Consider the following 15025-nt stretch of genomic DNA (forward strand, 5'->3'; position numbering starts at 1 on the left):
GAGGTGTGGGCCGCCCGAACGGCAGGTGTCAACGTATCATCGGTTACCAGCGTCACACCGGACTGGCCGGCGTGACTCTGCGACCGCCGGTTCAGCCCTTCTTGCGCCCTGCATTGGCATAGAGCAGCGCGGCGGCCAGCGCGGCCGATCCGATGCCGATACCCACGCCGATCGGCACCAGCGGCCATGGCTGCCCCTTGGAAGGCTGCTTCGTGTCGGCAGCCGCGTCGGCGACACGCTTGGCTTCCTTGGCGGCCGCGGCGACCTCGTTCAGTTCGGTCTTCTCGGTCATGTTCCTCTCCCTCTTATGGCTCTAACGTTTCTCGGCGCGGTAGCGTGCCCGGAAATCGTCGGCAAAAACGGTCAGCGTGTCGCTGGCGATGGCGGCGCGCAGATCGGCCATCAGCGCCTGATAGAAATAGAGATTATGCTCGGTCATCAGCATCGCGCCGAGGATTTCCCCCGCGCGGACCAGATGGTGGAGATAGGCGCGGCTGAAACTGCCGCAGGTCGGGCAGGCGCAGTCGGGGTCGAGCGGCCCCAGATCCTCGGCGAACTTGGCGTTGCGGATGTTGATCGGCCCCGAGCGGGTGAACGCCTGTCCGGTGCGGCCCGACCGGGTCGGCAGCACGCAATCGAACATGTCGATGCCGCGTTCGACCGCACCGACGATATCGTCGGGCTTGCCGACACCCATCAGATAGCGGGGCTTGTCGACCGGCAACTGCTGCGGCGCATAATCGAGCACGCCGAACATCGCCTCCTGCCCCTCTCCGACCGCAAGACCGCCGACCGCATAGCCGTCGAAGCCGATATCGATCAGCGCATCGGCGGAAGCTTTCCGCAACTTTTCGTCGAGCGCACCCTGCTGGATGCCGAACAGCGCGGCGCGCGACGCATGATCCTCGCCCGAATCGAAGCCCGCCCGGCTGCGGCGCGCCCAGCGCATCGACCGCTCCATCGCCCGCGCCTGCACGTCGCGGGTCGAGGTCGTCGGCACCAGTTCGTCGAACGCCATGACGATGTCGCTGCCCAGCAGCCGTTGGATTTCCATCGACCGTTCGGGGCTCATCAGATGGCGGGTGCCGTCGAGATGGCTCTTGAACTCGACGCCGTCCTCGGACCGCTTGGTCAGTTCGGACAGGCTCATCACCTGATAGCCGCCGCTGTCGGTCAGGATCGGGCGGTCCCACCCCATGAAGGCGTGCAACCCGCCCAGCCGCGCGACCCGCTCGGCGCTCGGCCGCAGCATCAGGTGATAGGTATTGCCGAGCAGGATATCGGCACCGGCGGCGCGCACGTCCTGCGGCTTGACCGCCTTGACCGTGGCGGCGGTGCCGACCGGCATGAAGGCGGGGGTGCGAATCTCGCCACGCTGCATGGCAATGGTCCCGGTCCGGGCGCGGCCGGAGGTGGCGGTGACGGTAAAGGCGAAACGGGGCGGCATAAGGGGTCGCGTCATGCCGGACCTTACCCGCGCTGTCGACCGTTGTTGCGGCTTCGCGATAGGAGAGACGCCATGCCCGAACCGCTCAATCCCGGCGACGACGCCGCCCCCGGCACGCCCGGCACCGGCGAGGACATCTGCCCCCGCTGTGGCGGCAAGGGTATGATCGAAGGCGGCGAGTGCCAGAATTGCGGCGGCACGGGGAAGGTGATCGAAGGCATCGACGGCGGGTAAGATCCTCCCCGCCCTGCGGGGAGGGGGACCGCTCGCGTCAGCGAGTGGTGGAGGGGCAAGGCCGCGAGCGCTATGCCTGTGGCAACGCCCCTCCACCAGCCTGCGGCTGGTCCCCCTCCCCACATGGTAGGGAGGATCTTTGGTTTAGATCGCCGCCAGCGCCCGCTCGAAATCGGCGATCAGATCGTCGGCATCCTCGACCCCGATCGAGATGCGCACCAGATTGTCGGTGATCCCCAACGCCGCCTTGCGGGCGTCGGGCACCGACAGATGCGTCATCCCCGCCGGATGGCTCGCCAGCGTCTCGGTACCGCCGAGGCTGACCGCCAGCTTGGCGATGGTCAGCGCGTCGAGGAACGCGAACGCCTCGCGCTCGCCGCCCTTCAGATAGAGCGAGAAGGTCGACCCGCCGCCGGTGCAATGGCGGTGATAGATGTCTGCCTGGCGCTCCATTCCCTTGGCGTCCTTCAGGAAGCCGAGATAGCCGACCCGCTCGACCTTCGGATGATCGCGCAGGAAGGCGCAGACCTTCGCGGCGTTCTCACCCGCCCGGCTCATCCGCAGTTCGAGCGTCTCCAGCGACCGCAACAGCATCCACGCGGTATTGGGGTCGCAGATGGTGCCGATGGTGTTGCGCATGGAGCGGATGGTGTTGATGTGTGCCTTCGATCCCAGCACGCCGCCGGCGACCAAGTCGCTGTGTCCGCCCGCATATTTGGTGAGCGAATAGACGACGAGGTCGGCACCGTGTTGGAGCGGTTGCTGCCAGAGCGGCCCCAGGAACGTGTTATCGATCGCGATCGGCGGTTTTTCGGCATGCTCGCCGAACACCGCATCGCGCGCCGCCGCCACCGCTTCGATATCGACCAGTGCGTTGGTCGGGTTGGCCGGGCTTTCGAGATAGATCAGCGGCACGCGGCCTGTCGCCTTGCGCAGCACGGCCTCGATCTCGTCCTGCGTCGCGCCCGCCGGAAAGTCGAGATAATTCACCCCGAAGCGCCCGAGCACGCGGCCGATCAGCGTCTCGGTCGCGGCATAGAGCGGGCCGGAATGGACGATCGTGTCGCCCGGCTGAACCATCGACAGGAACAGCGTCGCGATCGCCGACATGCCGCTGGAAAAGACCAGCGCGTCCTCCGCCGCTTCCCACACGCCCAGCCGATCCTCGAGGATTTCCTGGTTCGGACCGTTGAAGCGCGAATAGACCAGCCCTTCGGCCCCGCCGGGACGCTTGCCGGTCACGCCCTCGAAATGGCGCTTGCCCGCGGCGGCGTTGGGAAAGACATAGGTCGAGGTCGCGAAGATCGGCGGTTTCAGCGATCCTTCGGACAGCACCGGATCATAGCCATGGCCCATCATCAGCGTCGCCGGCTTCAGCCGCCGCCCGCCGACCGTGTCGACCGGCGGTTTCGGACGGCGGCGCGGCGGCACGCCGGTCAGATCGGCTTCGGTTTCGTCGGACATTGCGAATCTCTCCTGCTTTTTCGGAGAGGGTAGCGATAGTTACGGTAGAAACCAAATGGGCCGATCGATCACGAACGTCACCCCAGCGCAGGCTGGGGTCTCTCGCGGTTCCGGCGTTGCGCCCGGCCACCAGGAGACCCCAGCCTGCGCTGGGGTGACGGAAATGGAAAGCTATGGTCGTGCTATTGGCGGCGAGACCCCAGCCTTCGCTGGGGTGACGGTTGAAGCGGTGGATCAGTCCCGGGCGATTCCAATCACCGACAATTGCCGCCCATAATCCGGTTCGCCGCGATGCGTCGCCCGGCGGAAGCTGAAGAAGCGGTCTTCCTGCGCATAGGTGTCCTGTCCCAGCGCCTCGATCCGGCGCACGCCCGCCGTCGCCAGCCGATGGACGACATAGGCTTCGAGGTCGAACCGGGCATGGCCGGGACGGTTTTCGGCAAAGAAGCGTTCATTGGCCGGATCGGTCGCACAGAAGCGTTCGACGAACCCCATATCGACTTCATAGCTCGCCCGCGCGATGCACGGGCCGATCGCGGCGGCGATGCGGTCGGCGCGGGCGCCCAGCTTTTCCATCTGCGCGATGGTCGCGTCGGTGATGCCGGCCAGCGCCCCCTTCCACCCGGCATGTGCCGCGCCGACCACCCCGGCGTCGCGGTCGGCAAGCAGCACCGGCGCGCAATCGGCGGTGACGATGCCGAGCAATATGTCGGTCCGTTCGGTGACCATCGCGTCGCCCTGCGGCCGGTCGGCGTCGGGAAAGGCGGTCAGCACGCGGACGACCGATGCCGAATGTGTCTGGTACAGCCCGCACAGCGCCGCGCCCGGCAGCACCGCCGCCACGGCACGCGCGCGGTTCTCCGCCACCGCCGCCGGATCGTCGGCCGATCCCAGGCCGACGTTCAGCCCGGCGACGACTCCGTGCGACACGCCGCCTCGCCGCCCGAGAAAGCCATGCGCCACGCCGTCCAGCGCGGCGGCGCGGATCACCTCGACCCCGCTCAAAGGGCTACCCGCATCACGTCATCCACATCCCGATGATTGCCGACCATGAAGTCATAGGTACCGACCCGTTCGAAACCATAGCGTTGATAGAATCGCCGGGCGCGATGATTGTCGACGAACACCGACAGATAGCATTCGTCCGCGCCGGTCGCGCGCGCCTGTTCCAGCATATGCTCCATCATCCGCGCGGCCAGGCCGCTGCCCTGCCACGGCCGGCACACATAGAATTGGCGCAGTTCGATCGGCTTACCCTGCGGCGTGAACGGCAGCGAGGGCGGGCCGAGCTTGGCATAGCCGGCGGCGTCCTCCCCCGCCAGCGCCAGCACGACGTGATAGCGCGGATCGTCCAGTTCGGCCGTCCACTTGTCGGGCGTGTGGTTGGTCAGAAAGGCGGCGAGATCGGCGGGGTCGTAGAGATGGCCGAACGTCTCGGTAAAGGTTTCCGCCCCGATCCTCGCCAGCAGCGCGGCATCGGCGATCGTCGCGCGGCGCAGCACCGGGGTCATGCGAACCCCGCCGGGACCGGCCAGCCGGGGCTGGTGATCGCGATCGCCTTGAACAGGCTGCCCATCTGATCGTCTTCCACCAACCGGTCGCGATCGGCGCGCAGTCCCTCCGCCCGGTCCGGCGACTTGGCCGACAGCGCCTGTACCCGCGCGTCGATGCCGAGCGCCTTCAGCAGCGCGCCCTGTTCGACCGGGCCGTAGGCGACGGCATCCTCGGCCCGTGCGGCTTCGGCGAGCGTCGCGAAATCGACATGCGCGGTCAGATCCTGTTCGCCCGGCTGGTCGTACGGGTTGACGAAGCCATGCCCCCGCACCGCCTGCAACGTATCCCCAACCGCCGGGCCGCTATAGCCATAGTCGATGACGATCGCGCAGCCGCCCTGCGCGACGAGCCGCTTGGCAAGCTGGCGCAGGATGGCGACCGATGCGGGCGCGGTTTCGAGGACCGACCCGACCGGCGCGTCGCGCAGGTGCGGCGGAATGATCGGGTCGAAGCCGCGCTGTCCCACGATCGGCAGGAACAGCGTATCCTGACACGCGACCAGCCGTTCGCGCCAGCCCTCCGCCGTCTTCACCAGTTGCCGGATCGGCAGCGCATCGAAGAATTCGTTGGCGACGACCAGCAGCGGGCCATCCTCGGGCAGTCCGACACTGTCCATCGCCCATTCGGCCTGCGGCACGCGTTTCGCCTGTTCGGCGCGCAGCGTGGGCGAGGTTTCGACGAAATGAACGCTGGGGATGCAGCCGGCCGATGCCATGGCGCGCAACGCATCGGCGGCAAGCGTCCCGCGACCGGGACCGAATTCGACATAGCGCGCCGCCGGACGGCCCGCGCGATCCCATTGGTCGGCCAGCGACAGGCCGATCAGCTCGCCGAACATCTGGCTGATTTCGGGCGCGGTGGTGAAATCGCCATTCGCGCCCAGCGGGTCGCGCGTCGCGTAATAATGCGCATTGGCCGCGCCCATGAACTGGGCGAGGCTGATCGGCCCGGCCAGCGTGATCGCACGGGCGAGCCGTTCGGGGAGGGCGGGATCGGCTGCGGTAACGACGGGTTCGGTCACGCCAAATCCTCCCCGCAGTGCGGGGAGGGGGACCGCGCCTGCAGGGCGTGGTGGAGGGGCAATGCCGCAAACGCCGACGTGGTGCCCGGGGCAATCCCCCTCCACCAGCCTGCGGCTGGTCCCCCTCCCCACAGGGTGGGGAGGAATTTCAGGAGCTTCACGCCACGCTCTCCGTGCCGGCGATCGGTTCCACCCGCACGCGGCGCTTCTTCGCGGTCGCGATCAGGTAGATGCCGCCCGCGATCATCGGCAGCGTCAGCCATTGGCCCATGTGAAGCCCGGTCGCCTGCGCGAATTCGACGAGCTGCGCATCGGGCTCGCGCCAGAATTCGACGAAGAAGCGCGACAGGCCGTAACCGAGCAGGAACGCGCCCACCAGCTTGCCCGGCTGGTAGCGGGCATCGGTCTTCCAGAACAGGAACCACAGGACGAGTCCGAGGAGCAGCCCTTCGAGGCCCGCTTCGTACAGTTGGCTGGGATGGCGTGCAGGGTCCAGCCCGCCGGGAACGGTGCGCGGGAACACGATCGCCCATGGCACGTCGCTCGGCCGGCCCCACAGCTCGCCATTCACGAAATTCGCCAGCCGCCCGAAGAACAGCCCGAACGGCGCGCAGCACGCGACATAGTCATGCACGCGCAGCCAGTTGAGGCCGTGCTTGCGCGACAGCAGAATGATGCCGACCATGGTGCCGATGGCGCCGCCATGGAACGACATGCCGCCGTCCCACAGCCGCAGGATCTTGATCGGGTCGAGGATCATTTCGGGCGCGTAGAACAACACATAGCCGATCCGCCCGCCGAGGATGATGCCGAGCGTCGCGTAGAAGACGAAGTCGTCGGCATGACGCCGCGCCATCGGCGCACCCGACTGGTCGAGCAGCTTGAGCAGATACCACCAGCCGATCAGGATGCCGGCGATATAGGCCAGCGAATACCATTTGAGCTGAAAGAAGCCGAGGTTCAGCGCGACCGGGTCCAGCCCGAGGTCGCTGTAGCGGATATGGCCCGCGGCCATGCCGAGTTCGCCGGTGGCGGCGGCGAGGGTGGAAAGGATCAAGAGGAACGCTCCGGCTGTGTGGCGGCGGGTAATATCGGGCTTGGCGATCCAGGGAAACAGAAGATCCTCCCCGTGCCGGGGAGGATTTGCTAGGGCAGGGTAATGCCCGGACCTTCCACGCCCCGCATCACCCGCCGCAACCTGCTGATCGGCGGCGGGGCGGGGGTCGGGTTGATCGTCGCATGGGGCCTGTGGCCGCGCCGCTACGGCGTCAATCTGGCGGCGGCGGAGGGTGAAAGCGTGTTCGGCGCTTACCTGAAGATCGGCAGCGACGGGCAGGTGACCGTCGCCGTACCGCAGGCCGAACATGGTCAGGGCGTCTATACCGCCTTGCCGCAGATCGTCGCCGACGAACTGGGTGCCGATTGGCGCACGGTCGCGGTGGAGGCGGCGCCGATCAACCCGCTCTATTCCAATCCGCTGGCCGCCGGCATCCTGTTCGGCGATGCGCTGGCGCTGCTCCCGCAAGCGACGCGCGCCACCCATGCCGAGCGTAGCGCGCTGATGCTGACCGCCGGATCGACCTCGGTCCGCCGGTTCGAGGCACCGCTGCGAACGGCGGGCGCGGCGGCGCGGGTGTTGTTGTGCAAGGCGGCGGCGCGGGGCTGGGGCGGCGACTGGCGCAGTTGCGGCACCGCCGATGGTTTCGTGGTGATGGGGGAGCGGCGCGAACGCTTCGGCGTGCTGGCCGAACGCGCCGTACGCGAGAGCCTGCCCGGCGGCGAGCTTCCCTTGCGCACCGGCGACGACAAGCGGCTGGTCGGCACCCCGGCCCCCCGGCTCGACGCGCCAGCCAAGGTCGATGGCAGCGCGACCTTTGCCGGCGATGTCCGCAAGCCCGGCATGGTTTTCGCCTCGATCCGGCAGGGGCCGATCGGCGATGCGAAGCTGTTGAGCGTCGACAAGGCGGCGGCCGAAGCGGTGCCAGGCGTGGTCAGTGTGATCGAGACCGATCGCTGGGTCGCGGCGGCGGCGACGACATGGTGGGCGGCCAATCGCGCGGTCGATGCGATGGCGCCGCGTTTCGAAACGCATGGGTTGGTCGACGACCGCTCGATCGCCTCCGCGCTCGATGCCGCGCTGGCGGGGGAGGGGGCGCGCGTCCATGACGCGGGCGATGTCGATGCGGCGTTCGCCGGCTGGCGGACGCAGACCGTGACCTATCGCGTGCGTGCCGCGCTGCACGCCGCGATCGAGCCGACCAGCGCCACCGCCGAATGGAATGACGGCACGCTGACTCTATGGATGCCGACGCAGGCGCCGACGCTGGCGCGCGCCGCCGCCGCACGCGCGATCGGCATCGGCGAGGATCGGGTGATCCTGCACCCGACCATCGCCGGCGGGTCGTTCGGCGCGAACCTAGATCACCGCGTCGCCGAACAGGTCGCGGTGCTGGCGCGACGGCTGGAGCGGCCGGTGCAGCTGACGTGGTCGCGCGGCGAAGACTGTCTCGCCGATCGCTACCGCACCCCCGCCGCCGCGCGGATGACGGCGCGGCTGGGGCGGGGCGGCAGCATCCTGGGCTGGCGCGCGCAGATCGCGGCACCGCGCACCGGGCGCGACCTGACCCGGCTGCTGCTGGGCGGCGATGTTGCCGCGTCGTTGGGCATGGCCTTGCCCGGCGACCGTGGCGATGCACTGGCGACCGAGGGTGCGGTGCCGGCCTATGGCGTGCCGAACGTGGCGGTCGATCACCATCTGGCCGAACTGGGCCTGCCCGCCGGTTGGTGGCGGTCCGGGGCACATAGCTACACCGCCTTCTTCACCGAATGTTTCCTCGACGAACTGGCCGGGTTCGCGGGGATGGAGGCGCATTCGTTCCGCATCGCCATGCTGGGCGGCGACGTCGCGCTTGCCCGTTGTCTCTCGACGGTCGCGACGATGGGCGGTTGGCAGGGCGGGGTGCCGGGCAGTGCGCAGGGTATCGCCTGTCACCGGATGCGCGGATCGGCGATCGCCTGCATGGCGGAGGCGCATCTCGAAGGGGGGCGGGTCAAGGTCGACCGGCTGGTCGTCGCAGTCGATTGCGGGCGGGTCATCAACCCCGATCTGGTGCGGCAACAGGTGGAGGGCGGGCTGCTCTTCGGCATGGCGCAGGCGGTCGGCGCGGCGACCGGGTTCGATGCGAACCTGCCCGATGTGCGGGGGTTCGGGGGGCTGAACCTGCCGCGGCTGGCCGACAGTCCCGAGATCATGATCGAACTGATCGAATCCGATGCCGATCCGGGCGGGGTCAGCGAATTGGCGGTGCCGGTCGTCGCCCCCGCCATCGCCAACGCGCTGCACGCCGCGACCGGGCGGCGCTATCGCACGCTGCCGCTGCTCGAGTGAAGGACGAAGTGTGTTTTCGCGCAGAGGCGCAAAGGACGCAGAGTGAGGTGCGCTTGGAAATGCTTCGCGCATAAGCGCCTTCTTTATTGGGTTGCAGCGGCCGAAGCGGTCTCCCGGTCGCGAAACGCCAGCAAATAACGCAACCCCTCTGCGCCCTCTGCGCCTCTGCGATAACAAACCTTCTTCTTCTCGGCACCCTCGCATGGACCAAATCCCCTTGCACCAAAGCCGAAGCTCGCGCGTTACACGGCGCCATGGACCTGCCGCCGAATCACCCCGCCATCCCGAAGCGCCGCGTCGGCATATTGCTGATGAACCTCGGCACGCCCGACGATCCCTCGCCGCGATCGGTGAAGCGCTATCTCGCCGAATTCCTGTCCGACCGCCGCGTGGTCGAAATCCCGCCGATCGCGTGGCAGCCGATCCTGCGCGGCATCATCCTCAATACCCGACCGAAGAAATCGGCCCATGCCTATCAGCAGGTATGGAGCGACCAGGGCTCCCCGCTCGCCGCGATCACCCGCGCGCAGTCGGAGGCGATGCAGGGTCAGTTTGGGGACGGGGTCGTGATCGACTGGGCGATGCGCTACGGCAATCCCTCGATCGCCACCCGGATAGATGCGCTCCGCCAGCAGGGCTGCGACCGCATCCTGCTCGCCCCGCTCTATCCACAATATTGCGCGGCAACGACGGCGACGGCCAATGACAAGGCGTTCGCGCACCTCGCCAAACTGCGCTGGCAGCCGGCGATCCGCACCTTGCCGCCTTATTATGACGACCCGCTCTATATCGACGCCTTGGTGACGACACTGCGCGAGGACCTGGCGAAGCTAGCCTTCGAACCCGACGCGATCGTCGCGAGCTTCCACGGCATGCCCAAACGGACACTGGAACTGGGCGACCCGTATCACTGCCATTGCCAGAAGACTGCGCGGCTGGTGCAGGAGGCGCTGGGCCGGCCGCTGACCGTCGCGTTCCAGTCGCGCTTCGGCCCCGCGAAATGGCTCGGTCCCGCCACTGACGAAACGCTGGTCGAACTGGCCAAGGCCGGAAAGCGCCGCGTCGCGATCTTCGCACCCGGTTTCTCGGCGGACTGTCTGGAGACGCTGGAGGAACTGGCCATCCGTGGCAAGGAAAGTTTCGAAGAAGCGGGCGGCACCGATTTCGCCTATCTTCCCTGTCTTAATGCCGAGCCGACAGGCAATAAAATGTTGCGCAACATTATCGCGCGCGAACTTGCGGGCTGGATCGACCCCGCCTAGCAGTAACGGAAATCGACTGGGAGAGAATGCATGGCACGGGTAGCGATCGTCACCGGCGGCACGCGCGGTATCGGCGAGGCGATCAGCCTCGCGCTCAAGGACATGGGTGTGACTGTTGCCGCAAACTATGCCGGCAATGACGAAAAGGCGAAGGCGTTCACCGAACGCACCGGCATCGCCGCGTTCAAATGGGACGTGGGCGATTTCGAAGCGACCCAGGCCGGGGTCAAGCAGGTTGAGGAAGCGATCGGCCCGGTCGATATCGTCGTCAACAATGCCGGTATCACCCGCGACGGCACGCTGCTGAAGATGACGTACGAGATGTGGGAAGACGTGATCCGCACCAATCTTGGCGGCTGCTTCAACCTTGCCAAGGCCACTTTCCCAGGCATGCGCGACCGCAAATGGGGCCGCATCGTCAATATCGGCTCGATCAACGGGCAGGCGGGCCAATATGGTCAGGTCAACTACGCCGCCGCCAAGTCGGGCATCCATGGCTTTACCAAGGCGCTGGCACAGGAAGGCGCGCGGTTCGGCGTGACCGTCAACGCGATCGCGCCGGGCTATATCGACACCGACATGGTCGCTGCGGTCCCGGCCGACGTCCTCGAAAAGATCGTGGCGAAGATTCCGGTCGGCCGTCTGGGCCAGGCCAGCGAAATCGCGCGCGGCGTCGCGTTCCTCTGTTCGGAAGAGGGCGGGTTCGTGACCGGCTCGACGCTGAGCATCAACGGCGGCCAGCATATGTATTGATCGCGTTCCCGCAGGCGTGCTGCGGGTTCGATCGTTCGAGAACGCCCCGGTGGAAACCGGGGCGTTTTTTTGTGCGCGTATCTGCGCGCGGGTAGCCGCTAGTTAGTGGTCCGGTTCGATTGTTGGTGCATCGTCATCGCTGCCGCCATCGGTAGTGTGGTCGCTTCCAAGCCGCTGTACGGGCGAACGGCGTAGCAGCGACACCTCCATGCCTCGATCAATACCTTAGCCTCGGCCGGGCAATAGAAGATCTGCCATTGAGTAGTCCGTCGCGCAGCGGCGCGTTGAAGCTCTCAACGTGATCTTAGCCCTCCACCCGCCTTCCGAAGACGATTCACCCCGCGCAGATGAGGCAAGCGCCAGCGGCGAAGTTTCGGAGTGAAGCGCGGTCGGCATCCGCACCGCAAACAGCGACTCCCCGGTTGGTAGGCCGGATCATCGGACGGTCGGCATTGAGACAGTCAAGCTTTGCATCGATCGGCTTCGGTTCCAGATAATCCCTTCAAGTCGCATACTCTGCCCTACGGATAGTTTGCGGGATCAGGATGAAAGACTGAATTCGATCGGTACTACGAACTCGAATGACGTGCCCTCTTTGCTCTCTGGCGGCTTTGGGAGCGGTTGGGCGCGCTTGGGCAGTGCGAGGGCTTCCCGGTCGAGATCCGGTATCCGCGATGACTTCTCCAGACGTACCGATTGGACGACGCCGTTTCGGTCCATCACTAATCTAATGATCGGTGTCCCCTGATATCGGCGCAGGAGTGCCGCGCGAGGATAGCGGCGGTTTGCGATCAGCGTTGTCAGGACCCTGCCTTCCCAAGTGTCGGGACCTTCGGCTTCCGGCTGGGGCTGACGGTCCGGCGGCGTGCTCGGCGGGGCGGAGACTTGGAGCGGCGGCGCGTGCGGCAGGGGCTGTTGCTGCACCACTGTAATGGTCGGAGATGTTGTAGCGGTAGGTATCGGCCGGACCGGCGTAAGTTCCTGCGCAGACCGTTCTAGGGGCGGTCGGGCCGGTGATTGGGCCGGCTTCCACGAAGGGTGCGGTGCTGGCTGCCGGTCCGGGGTGTCGACATCGAAAGTCGCCAAGCTCGCGGAACTGGCGGGTTCGACATAGCGGGCCGACGATGTCGCGATGAGGAAGGCGATACCCAGCATCCCGGCGACACCGCCGGTCGACGCGATGCCGAACCACCGCCGTCGAACGTCGGGACGATAGCGACCAGCCGTGTCGGTATTCAGGGTAATTACGACGTCGGATCGCCCCAGCGATACGGACTGTGGGTGGCAATCCCTCCCGCAACCGGTCGGTCCACCCGACATCCTGTCTTTCCGGCCAGACACCATTGCTTACCAGCGGAAGGAAAGCGTGGCCGTAACGCGTCGCGGTTCGCCGTAGTAGCAACTGCCAAAGGCATCGCAGTTCGCGAAATAGGCCTTCTCCAGCAGGTTGCGGGCGTTCACCGCCAGCCGCCAGCGTCCCAGATCGATCGCCGCCAATGCATCCAGTACCAGATAGGCCGGAACCTTGTACGGGCGAACTGCCTCCTCATTACCCCGGTTCGGCCCGACATAGCGGCCACCCACACCAAGTTGCAGACCTCCGTCGAAGCGCTGGTCGACCCACAGGGATGCCTTGTGCCGCGACATTGCGACCGCCTGTCGGCCGATCGCTGCCGGTGTCGCACTGCTGATGACACGGGCCGTGGGCGTGTAGCTATAGGCGCCGATCAAATTCAGGCCCGGCAACGGCTCCACCTTGCCTTCGAACTCCAGGCCGCGGACGAGCGCTTCGCCGGTCTGCTTCGGCATGAAATTCTGGTCGTAGGTGATGTAGTTCTTTCGCCGAAGGTCGAAGATCGCGATGCTGTAGCTGTCATTGCGTCCCACCGGCTGGAACCGCAGCCCGGCTTCATACTGGCGGCTGGTTTCAGGCTCGAACGCCCGCCCGGTCAGGGGATCGATCGTGGCGGTCGGCGTGAACGACGTGGAATAGCTGATATAGGGTGCCCAGCCGCCTGGCCCCAGATAGACCAACCCTGCACGGGTCGTCGTCTTGTCGTCGGCGATTCGGAACGCCGCCCCGCCAGCCCGGTCGGTCACGTGCGTAATCGCACGGTCGTTGCGAACGCCGACGGACGCGACCCAGCGATCGCCCAGCTTGATCTGGTCCTGCGCATAGATGCCGGTCTGGACCAATCGGGTCAGGCTGTCCTGATAGGCTCCGGGAATCGCAATCGCCTGACCATAGACGGGACGATAGACGTTGATCTGTGGCGCGGCACCATAACGCAGGACGGTGTCGAAGCGGCTGTTCAGATAGTCGACACCGAACAGCACCGTGTGGTGCACTGGCCCGGTATCGAACTGTCCTTCCACTTGCGTGTCGACGCCGAAATTTCGCGTATTGTCCTTTGCTGCGAAGACGTTGCGCGACACGGTCTGGAAATTGGCGGGGTTGCGCGGATCGATCGGATCGACCGTCATGAAATCGCCTGCCGAAATTTGACGCAAGTCGCTGTCGACCTCGCTGAAGCGCGTATTCTGTCGGACGGTCCACGCGCTGCCCAGCCGATGTTCCAGCAGGTAGCCGATCGACCACTGATCCTGTCGCAGCCGGTCGAAACCGGGTTCGGCAGCGGAGAACCCGACCGGGACGGTCGTACCGATCGCGGTCGGGACCAGCGATCCCACTGCACGCCGGACGCGCGTATACACCCCGGCATCGATATGCCCATATTGGCCGAGCAGTGTCAGCGACGTCGCCGCGCCGGGCTGCCATGTCAGCGATGGGGCGACGAAGACCCGGTTATCGGGCATCCCACCGGCGGGCAGCCGCGCGTCGCGCGCCAAGCCGATCATCCGGTACCGTAAAACTCCGTCTCGATCGAGCGGGCCGGACAGGTCGGCCATGAGCTGCTTGCGGCCATACGTGCCCCATTGCGCCTGAATTTCGCCGCGCCGCTCGGCGGTCGGGCGCTTGCTGACGACATTCACCATGCCCGCCCCGTTGGACATGCCGTAGAGGACCGAAGCGGGACCGCGCAGCACCTCGATACGTTCGGCCGCGTAATTCTCGATCTGCCAGACCGCGAAATTTCCGACGTTCCGCAGCGCCAGCCCGTCCAGATAGAAGCCTGGCGAATACAGGTCGAAGCCGCGCACGGTGAGCCAGTCATAGCGCGAGTCGGTGCCGTTCGCGGCAACATCGATACCCGGGGTATAGGCAAGCGCATCGGCCAGCCGCAGCGATCCCGTCGCCTCGATCTGATCGGCGGTTATGACGGAAATCGACTGGGGCGTTTCCGTAAGCGGCGTATCGGTCTTCATGCCGGTGCCGCTCCGGCGCGCGACATAACCGGGGACCGGGCCGGTGGCGCGTTCGTCGTCCGCGGCCTGCGCGATCGAACCCGCACTTGCGGCGCTGCCCTGAACCCGCACCGGGCCCAGTCGAATGTCCCTGTCCTGCCCGACCCCGGCGATCACCGGCGATGCCGTAATCTGTGCCCCATCGTCGGTCATCCGATAGGTCAGTCCTGTACCCGCCAGCAATCGGCTAAGCGCCGCCGCCGGTGCGAGGCGGCCCTTGACCGCCCGCCCGGTCTTGCCTTCGATCAGTGCCGCTTCTGCCGTTACCTGTATTCCGGCTTGTCGTCCGAACAGGATGAGCGCCGTGGCGAGTGACTGGCGCGGGATGTCGAACCGAACCGCGACCTGGACCTGCTGGGCAGAGGCGGGAGCGATGATGGTCATTTGGGCCAGGCCGCTCGATACCGCGGCGAAAGCGAGCATGGTTCGCCTGCGTCCGAACCGTTCTTTCGCCCGCGTGATTCCCAACGTCATTTCAGTCTCCGCCATTCTATAAGCAAATGCGATGCATTTGCATCTCACGGAAGTGATGAGCG

13 protein-coding genes and 1 pseudogene are annotated in these 15025 nt (G+C 66.4%); 4 read left to right on the forward strand and 10 right to left on the reverse strand.

All coding sequences use genetic code 11. The features are described 5' to 3' along the window. Window positions 1-91: 91 nt before the first annotated feature. Window positions 92-292 carry a hypothetical protein gene (locus ACZ1JS_RS17050; RefSeq protein ID WP_465167074.1) on the reverse strand — a complete coding sequence of 67 codons (201 nt, stop codon included), beginning with the start codon at window positions 290-292 and terminating at the stop codon, window positions 92-94. Window positions 293-313: 21 nt separating this feature from the next. Beyond that, window positions 314-1447 carry a tRNA guanosine(34) transglycosylase Tgt gene (gene tgt, locus ACZ1JS_RS17055; protein WP_465168729.1) on the reverse strand — a complete coding sequence of 378 codons (1134 nt, stop codon included), beginning with the start codon at window positions 1445-1447 and terminating at the stop codon, window positions 314-316. A 72-nt stretch (window positions 1448-1519) separates the two neighbouring features. Here tgt and ACZ1JS_RS17060 point away from each other — a divergent pair, with 72 nt between their 5' ends. Continuing rightward, on the forward strand, window positions 1520-1681 hold the full coding sequence (locus ACZ1JS_RS17060) for a hypothetical protein (RefSeq protein ID WP_465167075.1): 162 nt from the start codon (window positions 1520-1522) through the stop codon (window positions 1679-1681). A gap of 144 nt (window positions 1682-1825) precedes the next feature. Here ACZ1JS_RS17060 and ACZ1JS_RS17065 read toward each other — a convergent pair whose 3' ends face one another. From ACZ1JS_RS17065 to lgt, 5 genes are all read right to left on the reverse strand, one after another. Further along, window positions 1826-3145, reverse strand: a complete 1320-nt coding sequence (locus tag ACZ1JS_RS17065) for a cystathionine gamma-synthase family protein (protein WP_465167076.1) — start codon at window positions 3143-3145, stop codon at window positions 1826-1828. A gap of 234 nt (window positions 3146-3379) precedes the next feature. Beyond that, a complete protein-coding gene (pgeF, locus tag ACZ1JS_RS17070; RefSeq protein WP_465167077.1) occupies window positions 3380-4150 on the reverse strand; it encodes a peptidoglycan editing factor PgeF in 771 nt (256 codons plus the stop codon). Continuing rightward, a complete protein-coding gene (locus ACZ1JS_RS17075) occupies window positions 4147-4656 on the reverse strand; it encodes a GNAT family N-acetyltransferase (RefSeq protein ID WP_242119269.1) in 510 nt (169 codons plus the stop codon). The genes pgeF and ACZ1JS_RS17075 overlap by 4 nt, the downstream gene beginning before the upstream one ends. Continuing rightward, window positions 4653-5720: a class I SAM-dependent methyltransferase gene (locus tag ACZ1JS_RS17080; RefSeq protein WP_465167078.1), complete on the reverse strand. Its 1068-nt coding sequence runs from the start codon at window positions 5718-5720 to the stop codon at window positions 4653-4655. Before ACZ1JS_RS17080 ends, ACZ1JS_RS17075 begins: the two co-directional genes overlap by 4 nt. Before the next feature lie 157 nt (window positions 5721-5877). After that, a complete protein-coding gene (lgt, locus tag ACZ1JS_RS17085) occupies window positions 5878-6777 on the reverse strand; it encodes a prolipoprotein diacylglyceryl transferase (protein ID WP_465167079.1) in 900 nt (299 codons plus the stop codon). A gap of 102 nt (window positions 6778-6879) precedes the next feature. Between lgt and ACZ1JS_RS17090 the strand changes: the two genes are divergently transcribed. From ACZ1JS_RS17090 to phbB, 3 genes are all read left to right on the forward strand, one after another. Then, window positions 6880-9108, forward strand: a complete 2229-nt coding sequence (locus ACZ1JS_RS17090) for a xanthine dehydrogenase family protein molybdopterin-binding subunit (RefSeq protein ID WP_465167080.1) — start codon at window positions 6880-6882, stop codon at window positions 9106-9108. 254 nt (window positions 9109-9362) lie between these two features. Next, window positions 9363-10370 (forward strand): ferrochelatase, encoded by a 1008-nt coding sequence (hemH, locus tag ACZ1JS_RS17095; RefSeq protein WP_465167081.1) that lies wholly within the window; start codon window positions 9363-9365, stop codon window positions 10368-10370. Window positions 10371-10400: 30 nt separating this feature from the next. Beyond that, on the forward strand, window positions 10401-11123 hold the full coding sequence (phbB, locus tag ACZ1JS_RS17100) for an acetoacetyl-CoA reductase (protein ID WP_242119276.1): 723 nt from the start codon (window positions 10401-10403) through the stop codon (window positions 11121-11123). Window positions 11124-11221: 98 nt separating this feature from the next. Here the strand turns inward: phbB and ACZ1JS_RS17105 are convergent. From ACZ1JS_RS17105 to ACZ1JS_RS17115, 3 genes and pseudogenes are all read right to left on the reverse strand, one after another. Next, a pseudogene (locus ACZ1JS_RS17105) lies at window positions 11222-11418 on the reverse strand (integrase core domain-containing protein); the annotation flags it as partial. 245 nt (window positions 11419-11663) lie between these two features. After that, complete coding sequence (locus tag ACZ1JS_RS17110) at window positions 11664-12467, reverse strand: energy transducer TonB (RefSeq protein ID WP_465167082.1); 804 nt, start codon at window positions 12465-12467, stop codon at window positions 11664-11666. Window positions 12468-12470: 3 nt separating this feature from the next. After that, a complete protein-coding gene (locus ACZ1JS_RS17115) occupies window positions 12471-14873 on the reverse strand; it encodes a TonB-dependent siderophore receptor (protein ID WP_465167083.1) in 2403 nt (800 codons plus the stop codon). Between the last annotated feature and the right edge of the window lie 152 nt (window positions 14874-15025).

The organism is Sphingomonas sp. BL-S-05 (assembly GCF_055521695.1).

Excerpts from the sequence above, each read along its gene's own strand:
- phbB (WP_242119276.1), top strand. The coding sequence starts at position 10,401 with ATGGCACGGGTAGCGATCGTCACCGGCGGCACGCGCGGTATCGGCGAG.
- ACZ1JS_RS17075 (WP_242119269.1), bottom strand. The coding sequence starts at position 4,656 with ATGACCCCGGTGCTGCGCCGCGCGACGATCGCCGATGCCGCGCTGCTG.
- ACZ1JS_RS17115 (WP_465167083.1), bottom strand. The coding sequence starts at position 14,873 with ATGACCATCATCGCTCCCGCCTCTGCCCAGCAGGTCCAGGTCGCGGTT.
- ACZ1JS_RS17110 (WP_465167082.1), bottom strand. The coding sequence starts at position 12,467 with ATGGTGTCTGGCCGGAAAGACAGGATGTCGGGTGGACCGACCGGTTGC.
- ACZ1JS_RS17090 (WP_465167080.1), top strand. The coding sequence starts at position 6,880 with ATGCCCGGACCTTCCACGCCCCGCATCACCCGCCGCAACCTGCTGATC.
- hemH (WP_465167081.1), top strand. The coding sequence starts at position 9,363 with ATGGACCTGCCGCCGAATCACCCCGCCATCCCGAAGCGCCGCGTCGGC.
- ACZ1JS_RS17060 (WP_465167075.1), top strand. The coding sequence starts at position 1,520 with ATGCCCGAACCGCTCAATCCCGGCGACGACGCCGCCCCCGGCACGCCC.
- ACZ1JS_RS17065 (WP_465167076.1), bottom strand. The coding sequence starts at position 3,145 with ATGTCCGACGAAACCGAAGCCGATCTGACCGGCGTGCCGCCGCGCCGC.
- ACZ1JS_RS17050 (WP_465167074.1), bottom strand. The coding sequence starts at position 292 with ATGACCGAGAAGACCGAACTGAACGAGGTCGCCGCGGCCGCCAAGGAA.
- tgt (WP_465168729.1), bottom strand. The coding sequence starts at position 1,447 with ATGCCGCCCCGTTTCGCCTTTACCGTCACCGCCACCTCCGGCCGCGCC.